The organism is Shinella sp. WSJ-2 (assembly GCF_003432075.1).
Lineage (GTDB): Bacteria > Pseudomonadota > Alphaproteobacteria > Rhizobiales > Rhizobiaceae > Shinella.
In genome coordinates, this window is sequence record NZ_QWBU01000004.1 from 359,830 (window position 1) to 375,432 (window position 15,603).

Genomic DNA, 15,603 nt, shown 5'->3' on the forward strand with positions numbered 1-15,603 from the left:
AGCACATCACGTTATCGATGGGCTCACGCAGTCCCAGCCAAGCTAACCCTATAAAATGGTTCAGCTTTTATCCGCATCTCCCGGCTTGCATATTTCCCTTTTCATCCTTGTCCAGAAAGACGCCATCTAAAGCGTCGGGAAGTGGCAGGCGACCTTGCGATCAGCGCCGAAGGAATGCGGCTCGGGGCGCTCGGTGCGGCAGCGATCCCGAGCAATCGGACAGCGTGGATGGAAGCGGCAGCCAGAGGGCGGGTTGAGCGGGCTCGGCACATCACCGGTCAGGAGGATGCGCTTGCGCGACCCGCCGGGCGTCGTCTCCACTACGGGTACGGCCGAGATCAGCGCCTGGCTGTAGGGATGGGCAGGCGCTGAAAACACCGCTTCGGCGGGACCTTCCTCGACCACCGACCCCAGATACATCACCGCGATGCGCGTCGAGACCTGCCGCACCACCGAGAGGTCATGGGCGATGAAGATATAGGTGAGGCCGAGCTTTTCCTGGAGATCGGCGAGCAGGTTGACGATCTGCGCCTGCACCGACACATCGAGCGCCGAGACCGGCTCGTCCAGCACCACCAGATCCGGATTGAGCGCGATGGCGCGGGCAATGCCGACACGCTGGCGCTGACCGCCGGAAAATTCATGCGGATAGCGCGCGACGTGGTCCGGCAGCAGGCCGACGATATCGAAGAGTTCGGCGACGCGCCTGTCGATTTCGGCCGCGGAAAGCTTGGTGTGGATGCGCAGCGGCTCGGCGACGAGATCGCCGACGCGGCGGCGCGGATTGAGCGAGGCGGAGGGGTCCTGGAACACCATCTGCAGACGGCGGCGCAGCGGCCGCATCTCGCGCAGCGACTTGCCGGTGATGTCGTCGCCCTCGAAGAACAGCTTGCCGCCGGTGATGTCGTAAAGCCGGACGAGGCAGCGGGCGAGAGTCGACTTTCCGCAGCCGGATTCGCCAACGAGCCCGAGCGTTTCGCCGCGCCGCACCGTCAGCGAGACATTGTCGACGGCATGCACGGTCCGCCGGCCCTCCGCCGAAAAACGGGTGCCGATGGAAAACCGCTTCATCAGCGCGCGGGTTTCGAGGATGGGGCCTTCCGTTGTGGTCATCGTGTCGCTCATGCTTGCGCCTCCAGAAGACAGGCGGCGGCGTGGGGGCCATCCCCGAGGGCAGGTTTCTCTGCGGCGCAGGCGTCGTAACGCAGCGGACAGCGTGGACCGAAGGCGCAGCCCTGCGGCAGGCGCAGAAGCGACGGCGGGGAGCCGGGAATGGCCGGCAGGCGGCGCGGCTTCTCGCCGGTTAGCGGCGGAATCGAGCCGAGCAGCGCGCGGGTGTAGGGGTGGCGCGGATCGGCAAACAGCGCGGATCGGCTGCCGCGCTCCACCACCCGGCCGGCATACATGACCATCACCCGGTCGGCGAGTTCGGAGACCACGCCCATGTCATGCGTGATGAAGACGACGGCCGAATTGTGGGTGGCGCGCAGCTTGCGCACGAGATCGAGAATGCCGGCCTGCACGGTGACGTCGAGCGCCGTCGTCGGTTCGTCGGCGACAAGTAGCGCCGGGTTGCAGGAAAGCGCCATGGCGATGACGGCACGCTGGCGCATGCCGCCGGACAGCTGGTGCGGATACCGCGACATGGCCTCACGCGGATTGGGGAAGTTCACCTCCGCCAGAAGCTCCTCCACCCGGTCCAGCGCCTTCGCCTTGCTGATATTCTGGTGGGCGCGGATCTGCTCGGCGATCTGCCAACCGATCGTATAGACCGGCGTCAACGCCGTCATCGGGTCCTGGAAGATCATGGCGATCTCGTTGCCGCGCAGGCGGCGCAACTCCTTCGCCGGCAGGCCGACCAGCTCACGGCCCTTGTAGCGGATCGAGCCTTCGATCGTCGCATTGGGATCGGTGATCAATCCCATGACGGCGAGCAGCGAGACGGTCTTGCCGGAGCCAGATTCGCCGACGACACCGAGGATTTCGCCCTCGTCGAGATCGAAGGAGACGCCGTCGATGGCCCACACAAGGCCGTCTTCGGTGCGGAACGAGACTTTCAGGTCACGCACGGAGAGCATCATGACGTCCTCACGCGGGGATCGAGAAGGATATAGACGAAATCGACCACCGCATTGGCGATAACCACGAACATCGAGGCATACATCACCGTGGCCATGATCATCGGCAGGTCGAGGTTCTGCATCGCGTCATAGGTGAGCTTGCCGATGCCGTTGAGGCCGAAGACCACCTCGGTCAACAGTGCCGAACCGCCGACGAGCGCGCCGAAATCGAGGCCGAACAGGGTGACGAAGGCGATCAGCGAGGTGCGCAGCGCATGGCGCAGCAGGATGCGCGTCTCCGAGAGACCCTTCGCCCGCGCCGTGCGGATGAAGTCCTCTTGCATGGATTCGATGATCGCGGCGCGCAGCACGCGGCCATAGATGCCGATATAGAGCACGGCGAGCGTGATCCACGGAATGACCAGCGTCAGGAACCAGCCCTTCGGATCGCTCATCAGCGGCTTGTAGCCGAGCGGCGGCACCCAGGAGAACAGCCAGGTATCGTGATAACGGCTCTGGGTGATGAGGTTCATCACCTCGCCGAGCCAGTAGACCGGCATGGAAATGCCGATCAGGCCGAGCGCCATCAGCAGTTTGTCCAGCCAGCTGTCGCGCGTGGCCGCCGCGACAATGCCGATGATCACGGAGACCACGACCCAGAGGATCGCCGCGCCGAAGACCAGGGACAGCGTGACCGGGATGGCGTCGAGCACGGCCGGCACGACCTTCCAGCCGCGATTGACGAAGGAGGTGAGATCGCCTGTCACAAAGATCTTCTGCATCATCAGGCCGTACTGCACATAGAGCGGCCGGTCGAAGCCGAAGGAGTGGCGCACGGCTTCCAGCACCTCGGGCGAGGCGTTGCGGCCGGCGATGCGTGCGGCGGGATCGGAGCCGGGCGTGGCGAAGAATATCAGGAAGACGATGACGGAAATGCCGAACATCACGAACAGCATTTGACCGAAGCGGCGCAGGATGGCGTAGATCATCAGGTGCGCCCCAGTTGAACCTTCGAGCGCGGGTCGAGCGCATCGCGCAGACCGTCGCCGAAGACGTTGAGCGCCATTACGGCCAGTGCAATGGCGATACCCGGCGCGAGCGCCACGAGCGGACGGGTGTAGAGCAGCGCCTGTCCGTCCTGGATGATCGTGCCCCAGCTCGCGGCCGGCGGCTGCACGCCGATCGACAGGAAGGACAGAGCCGATTCCGTCAGCATGTTCAGCGCCATCATCAGCGGCACGAAGACGATGAGCGTCGTCGTGATGTTCGGCTGGATGTCGCGCCAGAGGATGTGCCAGCCGGGCACGCCGAGATTGATGGCGGCCAGCACGAATTCGCTGTTGCGCAGCGACAGAACCTGGCCGCGGATGGGCCGCGCCACATAGGGCACATAGACGATGCCGATGATGATGACGGGCAGCCAGAGACTGCCGGATTCAATTGTGATCGGGCCGATGGAAATGCCGGCGGTGATGGTGACGATGGAAAGCGAGATCGCCAGAAGATAGATCGGGAAGGCCCAGAGGATATCGAGCAGCCGCGACAGGACCGTGTCCGTGACGCCACCGAAATAGCCGGCGACGAGGCCGGCCGTGGTGCCGACGATCAGCGTGAAGACCGTGGCGGCGGCCGCGATCATCAGCGAGCTCAGCCCGCCATAGAGCAGGCGCGCCATGACGTCCCGCCCCTGGTTGTCGGCGCCGAGGAAGTAGTTGCCGAGCTCCCAGGTCGGGCCGATCGGCGTGTAGCCAAGGCCGAGACCTTCGGTGGAGGCCTCCATCACCGGCACTTCGACGCCATCGATATGGATGACGGCATCAAGCGTCGATGTGAACGGGTCCACGCCCGCCCAGCGCGCATAAAGCGGCGCGCTGAGACAAGAAAGGACGATGACGACGACGATGGCCAGGGACGCCATGGCGGCCCTGTTGCGTCTCAGGCGCGCGAAAGCGAGGGCCCAAGGCCCTCGCGTCCGGCGCTGCACAGCAACGGCTTCATTCGACACGCAAACCCCTCCGACGGGTATTACTGCACCCAGGACTGGGTGATCATCCAGTTGAACTGACGGTTGAACTGGAAATTGCCGAGGCGCTTGCTGACGAAGTCGAGGCGCTTGGGCGTGAAGAGGCCGACGGCCGGCGCCTGGTCGGTCACTTCGCGGTCGATCTCGGCCCACATCGCATCCGCAGCAACCTGGTCAGTCACACCAAGGTCCAGCGCCTTCTGCATCTTCTCATCGATCTTCGCATCGCAGAAGCCGGCAATGTTGATCGAGGCGTCCGAACCCTCGCGGAACGAGGCGCAGCCGAACAGGATATGCAGGAAGTCGGAGGCCGCCGGATAATCCTTGTACCACTGCGTCACCGACATCTGCACCTTGTTGTTGGTGTTCTGGATATAGGTGAACTGGATGTTGGCGGAAATCGGCTTGACGTCGGCGACATAGCCGATGCTCGTCAGCACGCTCTGCAGATAGACGCCGATCGAACGGGAAACCGCGGTGTCCTCGACGATGATCGTGACCTTCTGGCCCTTCGTGCCGGATTCTTCGACCAGCTGCTTGGCCTTTTCGAGGTCAGGTGCCGACCACTTGGCGCCCGGATTCTTCGTATAGGGGCAATAGTCGACATGGCCGGGGAAGTCCGGCGGCAGTACCTGGCAAACCGGCGAGGCAAGCACTTTGCCGCCGAAGAGCTTGACCAGCGTGTTGCGGTCGATGGCGAAAGCGACCGCCTGGCGGGCCTTGACGTTGTCGAAGGGCGCAAGGCGCGTGTTGAGCGGCGCATACCACCAGGCCGAGAGCGGCGCGATGTGCAGCTGGTCCTTGTACTTGGTGCCGAGTTCAGCGAGGCGATCGCTCGGCAGCGCGTCGAACATCCAGTCGGCTTCGCCGTTCTGGATCGCCGTCACGGCCGCTTCCTCCGAAAGGCCGAAATCGTACTGCACCACGTCGGGGTAGCCGTCCGGCTGGGCTTCGGCGCTCCACTGCTTGTAATGCGGGTTGCGCGAGACGGTCATGCCCTTGTTGGGGTCGAAGGCTGAGATCATGTAGGGGCCAGTGCTCGGGATCGGCACGGAGCCCGCGTCCTCGGCCGGCGTATCGGCCGGCAGCGTCACGGCATGCGGCAGCGCGAGCTTGTAGAGGAACTCGGCATCCGGCTTGACGATGTTGATCGTCACCGTACCGGCGGCCTCGTCCCCCACGACGCCGCCTTCCAGCGTGCAGCTCTTGGTGTCAGCAAGGCATTTGTCGGCGCCAACGATGCCGGCATAGAAGGTGCCGGAGGTCGGGCCGGAGACCTTGAAGATGCGCTGGAACGAGGCGACCACGTCCTTCACGCCGACCTCCTGGCCGGTGGAGAACATCACGCCCTTGCGCAGCTTGAAGGTGAACGTCTTGCCGTCGTTGGAGACTTCGGGAAGCGCCTCGGCGAGATCGGGAACGATGGTGAAGCCGTCCATGCCCTCGGCCTTGCGGAAGGCGACGAGGCCGTCATAGATCGGCTGGTACATCTGCCAGCCCTGGTCGGTGTAGTTGATATGCGGATCGAGCGTGCCGGCCGCCGAGCGGGCAAGCAGGCGCATGGTGCCGCCGCGGTGTTCCTGAAGGTATTCGGCCTTGGCCGGGGCGAGCGATGCGCTGGCCAGGAGGGTGACGGCGGAGGCCGTCAAAAGCAGTTTCTTCATATCTGTCCCCTTTTCTATTGATCGTTCTGATTGAGGAAGTCGCCGACGACGCGCATGCAGTCTTCCTGCTCCTCGACATGCGGCATATGGCTGGACTGTTCGAATATCTCCCAGCGCGCGCCCCTGATGCCGTCCTTGAAGGGCTGCACCGTCGCGGGCGTCGCTTCATCGTAGCGTCCGGAAATGATGAGCGTGGGCACATCGATCGCAGACAGGCGATCGATGACGCTCCAGGTCTTCAGCGTGCCGATGACGTGGAATTCGTTCGGCCCGTTCATCAGCGTATAGACGGTGGGATTGCGCGCCGCCTGCTCGAAGCTTGCTGTCACCTCCGGCGGGAACGGCACGACGCGACAGACATGCTGCTCGTAGAAGACCATGGTCGCCGCCTGATAGTCGGCATGATCGGTCGTACCGGCCGTCTCATGCCGCGTCAGCGTGTCCTGCACGTCCTGCGGCAGGTCAGCGCGCAGGCGGTTCGCCTCCTCGACCCAGAGCTTCATGGACGCCGGCGAATTGGCGATGGTCAGCGAGGCGAAGCCCACCGGCTGCAGGACTGCATATTCGGCGCCCAGCATGCCGCCCCAGCTCTGGCCGAGCACATGGAAGCCGCCGCGAATACCGAGATGGTCGACGAGGTTTTCCAGCTCGTCGATGAAGAGCTGTGGCGTCCAGAACTCGGCGCCCTTTTCCGGCAGCAAAGTGGAATTGCCGCAGCCGAGCTGATCGTAGTGGATGACGGCGCGGCCATCGCGCGCGAGCAGCCTGTAGGCATCGACATAATTATGCGCGACGCCGGGACCGCCATGCAGGATCACCACCGGCAGCTTGCCGCTGCCGAGATCGCCGCTCACGCGATACCAGGTTTCATAGCCGCGGAAGGGTGCGCGTCCCTCGATGCTGGTGATGTCAGCCGCCATGTTCTGTCCTCCCATGGCCGCCTAGGCGCCCAGTCTGTTCGTCGTCACCCATTCCTCCAGCATCTGCACGCCGAAGGCGGTGGCACCTTCCCGGCCGAGCGGACGATCCTCCGGGAAAAGCTCCTTGCCGGCAATATCGAGATGCACCCAGGGGCGGTCCTCCGTGAAATGGCGCAGGAACGCCGCCGCATAGGGCGCGTCGCCGTCTTCCATGTCCTTGGCATGATGGCGCAGATCGGCGAGCGGCGATTTCAGGCCCTCATCGTAGGCCGGGTCGAGCGGCAGGCGCCAGAAGCGTTCGCCGACGACCTCGCCGGCCGTAATCATCTGGGCGGCAATGGCGTCATCGGTGCTGAACAGGCCGGCGAAGATCGAGCCGAGACCGCGCATGACCGAATAGGTCAGCGTCGCGAGATCGACGATGGCCGAGGGCTCGAAGCGGGTTGCGGTGTAATAGAGGCAATCCGCAAGGATCAACCGTCCCTCCGCGTCGGTATCGAACACCTCTACCGTCTGGCCCGAGCCGGTGGCGATGATCTCGCGTGGCTTCAGCGCCGTGCCGGAGGGCAGGTTCTCGGCGATGCCGAGAACGCCGACGACATGAACCGGGCTCTTCTGCCGTGCCAGAGACAGGAGGAGGCCGACGACGGCGGCGGCGCCCCCCATATCGGCCTTCATATCGAACATCTGCGCGCCGCCCTTGATGCACAGGCCACCGGAATCGAAGCAGACCCCCTTGCCGACGAAGGCGAGCGGCGGCTCGCCCGATCCCTCGCCGCGATAACGCAGAACCGCGATCTTCGGCGCCCGCACGGAACCCGAACCGACCGCCAGGATCGCGTTCATGCCGAGATCCTTGAGTTGGTCGGCGTCCAGAACCTCGACCTCGATGCCGGCTGCGCGCAGCGGTTCGAGATGCTCGGCGAAACTGTCGGGGTGGAGATGGTTGGGCGGCAGGTTGACGAGGGTGCGGGCATATTCGACGCCCTCACCCACCGCATTGGCGCGGACCAGCGCGGCTTCAAGCGCAGTCTTGTCCGCGCCCACCAGCTGGATTTTCCAGGCCTTGTCGTCGGCCGCGATCGGCCGCTTGTTGCGCAGGTCGAAGCGATAGCGCCGTAGCCGCATGCCAAGCGCGACACGGGCGAGGATTTCGGCTTCCGAAAGGCCGGCACCGGCGATGGGATCGAGGACCAGCGTCGCCGCAGCCTCGCCCTTGTCTTCCAGATCCGCGGCAAGGCTGCCGCCGGCTTTCGCCAGCGAAAGCGCGCTAATGGCCTCGGCCTTGCCGAGCGAAAGCACGATAATGCGGTGAGCCGCGACACCCTGCGGCGGAACGAGGTCGATGCAGGTGCCGGCATCGGCAGCGGTGGAACAGGCGCGCAAGACGATCCCGCCGGCTGTGGCATCGAGCTCTGCGGCGCGCGGGCCAAGGCCCTGTCCGTCGGCTTTCAGGATGACAATGACGGGAGCATCCTTGGCGATGGCGTCAGTCGCTTCGAAGACCGGGACGGGCGATTGGGGCATGAAGGCTACTTCCTGTTACAGCAACGCAAGGCTGGCTGCACGGACATGTCCCACCGCGCGGGCGATGTATCTCGCCGGTCCGCAAACGATGGCCGTGCCGGAAACCAGCCATCACCGATGGCGAATGGGTGCCAGAGTAAATAAACGTTTTCTCATGGCGACTTAGAGGCTCGGTTCAAATCGGTAACGCTGAACGGGGCGGGCGTTCAAGCGTCAATTTCGACCATATCGATTGACAAAAACTCAGGTGATAATCCATGGTCCGGTAATGGCTTTACCTTCACTCAACGGCATGCGCGCTTTCGAGGCCGCGGCACGCCTCGGCAGCATCAAGGACGCGGCGGAAGAGCTGCATCTGACGCCCTCGGCGGTCAGCCGGCATATCCGCACGCTGGAGAAGACGCTGGGCCAGGAACTGTTCGAACGCGGCTTCCGGCAGGTGACGCCGACGATGCGTGGCTCCTACTATGCCCGCACGCTTTCGGAAGCCTTCGAGACGATCTGGCGCGCGACGGAGGATGTGAGCCTTCAGGATGGGCCGCGCAGCCACAAGGCGCAGCGCGTCAAGCTGATGTGCGAGCCGACCTTCCTCAATCTGTGGCTCGCCGACCGCCTGCCGAACTTCCGCCGCCAGCATCCGAACGTCGACCTGGAAATCTCCACCTCGGGCAAACGCACCAATGTCGATCTCGCCATTATCGACGAATTCGTCTACAAGGCCGGCCCGGCACTGTCCCTGATGATCCCGCTGCTTTTGACGCCGGTCTGCGCACCCTCCCTGCTCGAGGGGCCGGTACCGCTTCGCTCACCCGCCGATCTCGTGCATCATCACCTCATCCACGAATGCGAGACGACGCGCTGGAAACAATGGCTGGAGCAGGAAGGCGTTTCCGACGCCGGCGTTCCCGCGAGTTCCACCCTGCACGATTGCACACTCATCATGCGCGAGGCGATGAACGGTGCGGGCGTGGCGCTGGCCGATACGATCATGGCGGAAGACCTGTTGCGGCAGGGCAAGCTCGTCGCCCCCTTCGCCGCCCGCCATGCCTATCCGGCCGGCTACTATCTCCAGCAGCGCCGCAGCGTCGGCAACAAGGCCGGCGCCAGCGTCTTCCAGGACTGGCTGCTTGCCGAGGTCGCCGAACACAAGCGCGCGATGCATATCGAATAGCACGGCACCGGCGACGGCCTCGCGCTTATCCCTTGAGCTGGAACGGATGCACCGACCCGCCCTCGCTTTGGGCCGCCTGGAGATCGCGATAGCGACCGTTCTTCTTCGCGATGAGATCGGCATGGTTGCCGCTCTCGACGATGCGTCCATCGTCGACAACGAGAATGCGGTCGGCATTGGCGATCGTGGCAAGGCGGTGGGCAATGACCAGCGTCGTGCGGCCGGACGAAAGCTCTGCCAGCGACTGCTGGATCGCCCGCTCCGTCTCCGTGTCGAGCGCCGATGTCGCCTCGTCGAGAATGAGGATCGGCGGGTTCTTCAGGAAGATGCGGGCGATGGCGAGGCGCTGTTTCTGGCCGCCCGAGAGCTTCACGCCGCGCTCGCCGATAATGGTGTCGAGCCCGTCGGCCAGATTGGCGATCACGTCGTCAAGGCGCGCACGCCGGGCCGCATCCAGGATTTCCGCTTCCGTGGCATCGAGCCGGCCATAGGCGATGTTTTCGCGCACCGAACCGGCAAAGAGGAAGACATCCTGTTGAACGATGCCGATATTGGAGCGCAGCGACCGGAGCGTCATGTCCCTGATGTCGATGCCATCGATGGCGATCGTGCCTGATGTGATCTCGTAGAAGCGCGGCAGGAGCGAGCAGATCGTCGTCTTGCCGGCACCGGAGGGGCCAACAAAAGCGATGGTCTCGCCGGCCTTGATCGATAGGTTCAGCCCGTCGAACACAACCTTGTCGGCGCTGTAGCCGAAGCCGACATTGCGATATTCGATATCGCCGTTGAGACGGTTCACGTCCTTTGCACCCGCGCGGTCACGGATATCGGGCTCGGTATCGAGGAACTTCGTGTAGCGCTCAAAGCCGGCAATGCCCTTCGGATAGGTCTCGATGATCGAGTTGATCTTGTCGATCGGCCGGAAGAACACGTTGATCAGCAGCAGGAAGCCGACGAAGCCGCCGGCCGAAAGCTCACCATGCACCACGAACCAGGCGCCTGCCAGCATCACGACGACCTGTACGAAGCGCATAGAGAGGTAGGACAGCGAGGCGGACGCCGCCATCACCTTGTAGGCTTGCATCTTGGTCGTGAGATAATTGTTGTTGCTCTCGGCGAACAGTTTTCGCTCGTGATCCTCGTTGGCGAAGGCCTGCACGACGCGGATGCCGCCGACATTCTCCTCGATGCGTGCGTTAAAGTCCGCCACGCGGCCATAGAGCGCGTGCCAGGTCGCCGTCATGCGCGCGCCGTAATGCGTGGTGACCCAGGCCGTCAGCGGCACGATCACCGCGGTGATCAGCGCCAGCGGCACATGCACCCAGAGCATCAGGATGAAGGCGCCGATCAGCGTCATGATGGCGATGAAGAGGTCTTCCGGCCCGTGATGGGCGACCTCGCCGATCTCCTCGAGATCCTTGGTCAGCCGCGCCACGAGATGGCCGGTCTTCTGGTTGTCGAAATAACCGAAGGAGAGCTTTTGCAGGTGGTCGAAGGCTTTGCGGCGCATCTCGGCCTCGATGCGCACGCCCAGCATGTGGCCCCAATAGGTAACGATGACCTGCAGGCCCGCATTGAAGAGATAGATGAGAAACAGACCGACGGCGGCAAGCGCGATCACATCGAGTTGGCCGGTCGGCAGGAGGCGGTCGATGAAAAGCGTTACCGCAACCGGAAAGGCAAGCTCCAGCAAACCAGCCGCAACGGCGGACGTGAAATCCAGCGCAAACAGGCCACGGTGCGGGCTATAATAGCCGGCAAAACGCTTCAAAAGGTCAGACATCAATCAGGCTTTCAGTATCGGCACTGCGACTATGACGATTAACTACCCCGTCTCTTCCACATCCGCGACAAAATTTTGTCCGGGGGGAACGGGTTTTTTGCGCGCAGCGTGCCTAATTCCGGGAAGTCTCGGTCCGGCCAGAGTAGCGAGTGAGAGAAATTTTGCGCAGACATGCCGCCGGGTTGAACACAGGCCCACGAGCAGAAATCAATCGCCCGGCATTAGCCAAAAGATGTCATCTGAAAATAAACGCAGCGCGCGATGAGCGCCTCTGTCGCTCCGGCTGGCGCTGCTGCTTGCTAAACCGGATTAGGGTCGATCAGCCGACGAAGCCGAAAATCACGGCGCTGACGAAGAGAAAAGCGCCGACGACGGCGATGTTGCTGACGAGGATCTGCCGCTCGGCGCGGCGTGCACGACGATCATTGATGGCGCCAAGTGCGCCATAGGTGGAACGGCCGTCGAGTTTCGCATTGCTCATTCGCCATCATCCCTTCTTGAAGGCCGTTTCCCGGTCCTCCGGAGGCGTGCAGTCATGCCCGCCTCTTTCTCTGAAAGGAAGTTATATAGGATCCCTATAAGTTTAGTAGGGTATTTATTCTCATTTTCGCCACAGTCGTAAATTCGCGTTTCATTGTTCCGTCATGTGGCAGGCTTCACGATACGAAATTTCCACGTTTTGCGTTTGAAAGCCCGGATTGCAACCGAAAAGGCCTTTTTGAAGAAAAGAACCGGCACGTCGCCACGCTCCAGGCACAGCCCATCAAACGTGCTTGCGCCCGCCTTCCTCATAGAACCACTCATCCGGATAGGGATACCACCAGCCCTGGATCACCGGCTTATGATCGATGATGACCATTTTCGAGCGGCGGAAGGCATCGAGACCAAGCTTCGACAGCTCGCGCCCGAGCCCGGATTTCTTCCAGCCACCGAAGGGCAGCGCGTCGTTGTCGATCAGCGGATTGTTGACCCAGACCATGCCGGCCTCCAGCCGGTCCGCCGCCTCCATCGCCTCTTCGAGCGAGGTGGTGAAGACGGAAGCGCCGAGGCCGAATTCACTGTCATTGGCCCGCTCGATCGCCTCGTCGAAATCCTTCACCCGCATGACGGCGGCGACAGGGCCGAAACATTCCTCGCGCAGGATCGCCATGTCGGGCGTGCAGTTGATGAGAATGGTCGGCTCGTAGAACCAGCCCGTCGGCTCGCTGTCCGGGATCTTTCCGCCCAGCACGACCGTCGCGCCCTTGGCCTTGGCGTCTTCCACCAGCCGGACGACCTTGGCCCGCGCCGCCTCGCTGACCAGCGGGCCGATCTCGGCACGGCCGAGGCCGTTGCCGATGCGCAGGCGCCGCGCTTCGGCGGCAAACTTCTCGATGAAAGCATCATGCACGGCATCGACGACGAAGAACCGTTCCGCCGAAGTGCAGACCTGGCCGGACATGTGGAAGGCGGCGGTGACGGCACCGGCAGCCGCCACATCGAGCGGTGCATTTGCGGTGATGATCATCGGGTCGGAGCCACCCGCTTCGATGACGGCCGGCTTCATCTGCGCTGCGGCGGCCATCGCCACCGCCTTGCCGGCGGCGACGGAGCCAGTGAAGGCGACCGCATGGGTTTTGGGAGAGGCTATCAAGGCGCTGCCGAGCTCGATGCCACCCGGCAGGCAGGCGATCAGGCCTTCGGGCAACGCCTCGAAAACCGGCATGAACGCCAGGGTCGAAAGCGTCGTCGCCGGGGCCGGCTTGATGATGCAGGCATTGCCGGAAGCGAGCGACGCCGCGACCGTCCAGCACATCAGCAGGATCGGGAAATTGAACGGCATGATGTGGACGCTGGTGCCGAGGGCTTCGTAGCGTGCGTGCTGGAACGAGCCGGCCTGTGTCGTGCCCGCCACTTTGCCGCCGTCGTCGCGAGCCATTTCCGCGAAATAGCGGAAAGCGCCGGCGCAGTTCGCCACCTCGCCGATCGCCTCCGGATAGGGTTTGCCCATCTCGCGCGACATCAGTTCCGCGCAGCGCCGCATGTCGGTCGCCTCGATGCGGTTGGCGATGCGGTGCAGGATCGTCGCCCGCGTCTTGGCGTCGAGCCGTTTCCAGTCGCGCTGCGCCGCGGCAGCGGCGTCGAGCACGGCCTCCATGTCCTCCAGCGTCGTATCGGCGATGGTGCCAACAGTGGCGAGCGTAGCGGGGTCGATCACCTGATGGCGGACGCCCTGGCTCGGGAGATAGGCCGGATGCCGGTAGAACACGGGTTCGGCGGGGTTGAACATGGCGATATTTCCTTGACGTTCTGCGGATCGGAACGGCGCTTTACCCTCTCGCCGCAAGCGGGGCGAGGGAGACGAGAGGTTGCGGCAAGTCCCTTCTCCCCGCCTGCGGGGAGAAGGTGCCGGCGGGCGGATGAGGAGCCGAGGCCGTGTCTCAGCGGATCATGTAGACCTTCTTCACCGTCTCATGGACGGTGCATTCGCCCTTCCAGTCCTTCGGGAAGAAGGCGGCGGTGTCGGGGGTGATTTCGATCACCTCGCCGCTCTCGTGCACATAGGTGCAGCGCCCTTCGAGGAAGTGGCAGAACTCGTCGCTGGTGACATGGCAAAACCATTTGCCGGGCGTGCAGATCCACAGGCCGCATTCGGACTGGCCGTTCGGGCCTTTGTGGATGACCTTGCCGGAGGTTCGGCTTTCGCCCTCGATCATGGTGGGGATGATGCCCCAGTCCTTGAGGTCGGTTTCTTCCAGCGGCTTGCGCATCAGGGGTGTCGCGGTCATGGGATGTTTCCTTTCATTCATTGTCTTTGTGCGTCAGACCAGCATGTAGATGTTGCGCATGGTCTCGATGACGGTGCATTCGCCGGTCCAACCGCCGGGGAACATGACGACGGTGCCGGCCTCGACCTCGATCACCTCGCCCTCATCCGAGCGATAGACCGCCCGTCCGGCCACGAAATGGCAGAATTCGTCGCGCGGGATCGACAGGCGCCAGCGGCCCGGCGTGCAGACCCAGATGCCAGATTCCGGCTGGTTGTTCGGCCCCTTGAAGACGAGCCGGCCGGAGGAATGCGTTTGCCCCTCCTGGCTGTCCGGCTGATCGCCCCAGTCGACGAGATCGGAAAAGGTGGTCGCATTGTAGATATGCGGCGCGGTGGCCTTCGTCGTCTCAACCATTGTAAGCGCCCGTCTTCACGAGTTCGTCGAGAATGCCGGCGGCCTTCTTCGGGCCGTTGCGGGCCTGCATATGGGCGCTGGTGGCGGCAAGGCGCGTCTTCATGGTCGGGTTGTTGACGCAGGCCTCCAACTTCGCTGCGAGGTCGGCATCCGTCCAGTCATAGCGCGGCATCTTGAAGCCGTGGCCGGTCTCGTCGACGCGGGTCGCATTGTCGTGGCCGTCCCAGACATAGGGCATGATGATGGCCGGCTTGCCGAAATAGAGGCACTCCGTGAACGAGTTGTTGCCGCCATGGTGGATGGCCGCATCGACCTGCGGGATGACCGAGGGCTGCGGGAACCAGCTGTCGACGATGACATTGCCCGGCAGGTTCTCGTACTGGTCCTTGTAATCGCCGACATTGACCAGCGCCCGGTACGGCAGCTTGCCAATGGTCGTGATCAGGCGCTTGAGCAGATCCGTATCCCCGGCCCCGAGCGAGCCGAAGGAGATGTAGATCAGCGGCTTGTCGTTGTTTTCCGCGAAGGCCGGCACCTCGTAGGGCTTTTCCTTGCGCACGCAGCCTTCAAGATACTGGAACCGGTTCGGATCGAGCGGATGCTCGCGCTCGAATTTCACCGGCTCCGGATAGAGCAGCAGGTTCATGAAGGGCGAGGCCTCGAAGAACTGGCCGATCGGATACGCCGCTTCGTTGTTCTCGCCGAGGAAGCCGTTGAAATCGTCGTGGATCGGCTTGATCACAGCGTTGAAGTGATCGCGATAGGCCGCGTGGCCGGCAAAATCCTTCTCGCCGCAGCCGGAGAGATGCGGCGGAATCTTCGGATCCTCGATCTCGTTTTCCGAGCAGGAGATGATGCGCACCCAGGGCGTGCCATATTGCTTGATCGCCGGGAAGAGAATGACATTGTCGACGCAGATCAGGTCCGGCTTGATCTTCGCCAGCACGTCCGGCAGATCCTTCTGCGCCCATTTGGCGCTGTCGACGATCGCCGTCCAGCAGTCCTTCACATAGTTGTCGACCTGGTCATAGGGTGATTTGCGGAAGTTCGGGATGTGACCGTTGATGAAATCCTCCCAGAACTTCGCCATCTGCTCGGGCGGCATGGGTTCGGAGAGGTTCACAGGATGGGCCTCGAAACCATAGCCCTCATAGACCGAGACGAAACCGGGATCGGAGAGGAAGACGGCCCTGTGGCCGAGCGCTTCGACGGCCTGGGCGATGCCGACGGAATTCAGCGCCGGGCCGAACGCCGCCTCCGGGAAGAATGCGATGGTCTTGGACATGGTGTT

The 15,603-nt window shown here is 63.3% G+C and carries 14 protein-coding genes; 1 reads left to right on the plus strand and 13 read right to left on the minus strand.

Going from position 1 to position 15,603, the window contains the following annotated elements; genetic code table 11:
* Positions 1-126: 126 nt before the first annotated feature.
* The 7 genes from D0Y60_RS12510 to D0Y60_RS12540 are packed head-to-tail and all read right to left on the minus strand — an operon-like array spanning position 127 to position 8,194.
* Positions 127-1,125, minus strand: coding sequence for a dipeptide ABC transporter ATP-binding protein (locus tag D0Y60_RS12510; RefSeq protein ID WP_199564170.1), 999 nt, complete (start codon positions 1,123-1,125; stop codon positions 127-129).
* Positions 1,122-2,081, minus strand: coding sequence for an ABC transporter ATP-binding protein (locus D0Y60_RS12515; protein WP_117370272.1), 960 nt, complete (start codon positions 2,079-2,081; stop codon positions 1,122-1,124). Before D0Y60_RS12515 ends, D0Y60_RS12510 begins: the two co-directional genes overlap by 4 nt.
* Entirely contained in the window at positions 2,078-3,049 is a 972-nt protein-coding gene (locus tag D0Y60_RS12520) for an ABC transporter permease (RefSeq protein ID WP_117370273.1), read from the minus strand. Before D0Y60_RS12520 ends, D0Y60_RS12515 begins: the two co-directional genes overlap by 4 nt.
* Positions 3,049-4,065, minus strand: a complete 1,017-nt coding sequence (locus D0Y60_RS12525; protein WP_117370274.1) for an ABC transporter permease — start codon at positions 4,063-4,065, stop codon at positions 3,049-3,051. The genes D0Y60_RS12520 and D0Y60_RS12525 overlap by 1 nt, the downstream gene beginning before the upstream one ends.
* A gap of 20 nt (positions 4,066-4,085) precedes the next feature.
* Positions 4,086-5,747, minus strand: a complete 1,662-nt coding sequence (locus D0Y60_RS12530) for an ABC transporter substrate-binding protein (protein WP_117370275.1) — start codon at positions 5,745-5,747, stop codon at positions 4,086-4,088.
* Between the two features lie 14 nt (positions 5,748-5,761).
* Entirely contained in the window at positions 5,762-6,667 is a 906-nt protein-coding gene (locus D0Y60_RS12535; RefSeq protein ID WP_117370276.1) for a proline iminopeptidase-family hydrolase, read from the minus strand.
* A gap of 21 nt (positions 6,668-6,688) precedes the next feature.
* A complete protein-coding gene (locus tag D0Y60_RS12540) occupies positions 6,689-8,194 on the minus strand; it encodes a leucyl aminopeptidase (RefSeq protein WP_117370277.1) in 1,506 nt (501 codons plus the stop codon).
* A 268-nt stretch (positions 8,195-8,462) separates the two neighbouring features.
* Between D0Y60_RS12540 and D0Y60_RS12545 the strand changes: the two genes are divergently transcribed.
* A complete protein-coding gene (locus tag D0Y60_RS12545; protein WP_117370278.1) occupies positions 8,463-9,365 on the plus strand; it encodes a LysR family transcriptional regulator in 903 nt (300 codons plus the stop codon).
* A gap of 25 nt (positions 9,366-9,390) precedes the next feature.
* Here the strand turns inward: D0Y60_RS12545 and D0Y60_RS12550 are convergent, their stop codons facing one another.
* The 6 genes from D0Y60_RS12550 to D0Y60_RS12570 all read right to left on the minus strand — a co-directional run bounded on the left by D0Y60_RS12550 (position 9,391) and on the right by D0Y60_RS12570 (position 15,597).
* The gene (locus D0Y60_RS12550; RefSeq protein WP_117370279.1) at positions 9,391-11,148 is read right to left on the minus strand and encodes an ABC transporter ATP-binding protein; all 1,758 of its coding nucleotides are present in this window, start codon (positions 11,146-11,148) and stop codon (positions 9,391-9,393) included.
* Between the two features lie 319 nt (positions 11,149-11,467).
* Positions 11,468-11,629 carry a hypothetical protein gene (locus D0Y60_RS24755; protein WP_158565475.1) on the minus strand — a complete coding sequence of 54 codons (162 nt, stop codon included), beginning with the start codon at positions 11,627-11,629 and terminating at the stop codon, positions 11,468-11,470.
* A gap of 282 nt (positions 11,630-11,911) precedes the next feature.
* Positions 11,912-13,417: an aldehyde dehydrogenase family protein gene (locus D0Y60_RS12555; protein ID WP_117370280.1), complete on the minus strand. Its 1,506-nt coding sequence runs from the start codon at positions 13,415-13,417 to the stop codon at positions 11,912-11,914.
* Between the two features lie 151 nt (positions 13,418-13,568).
* Positions 13,569-13,916 (minus strand): cupin domain-containing protein, encoded by a 348-nt coding sequence (locus D0Y60_RS12560; protein WP_117370281.1) that lies wholly within the window; start codon positions 13,914-13,916, stop codon positions 13,569-13,571.
* Positions 13,917-13,949: 33 nt separating this feature from the next.
* Positions 13,950-14,312 carry a cupin domain-containing protein gene (locus D0Y60_RS12565; protein WP_117370282.1) on the minus strand — a complete coding sequence of 121 codons (363 nt, stop codon included), beginning with the start codon at positions 14,310-14,312 and terminating at the stop codon, positions 13,950-13,952.
* Positions 14,305-15,597 carry a glycosyltransferase gene (locus D0Y60_RS12570; RefSeq protein WP_117370283.1) on the minus strand — a complete coding sequence of 431 codons (1,293 nt, stop codon included), beginning with the start codon at positions 15,595-15,597 and terminating at the stop codon, positions 14,305-14,307. Before D0Y60_RS12570 ends, D0Y60_RS12565 begins: the two co-directional genes overlap by 8 nt.
* Positions 15,598-15,603: the final 6 nt, after the last annotated feature.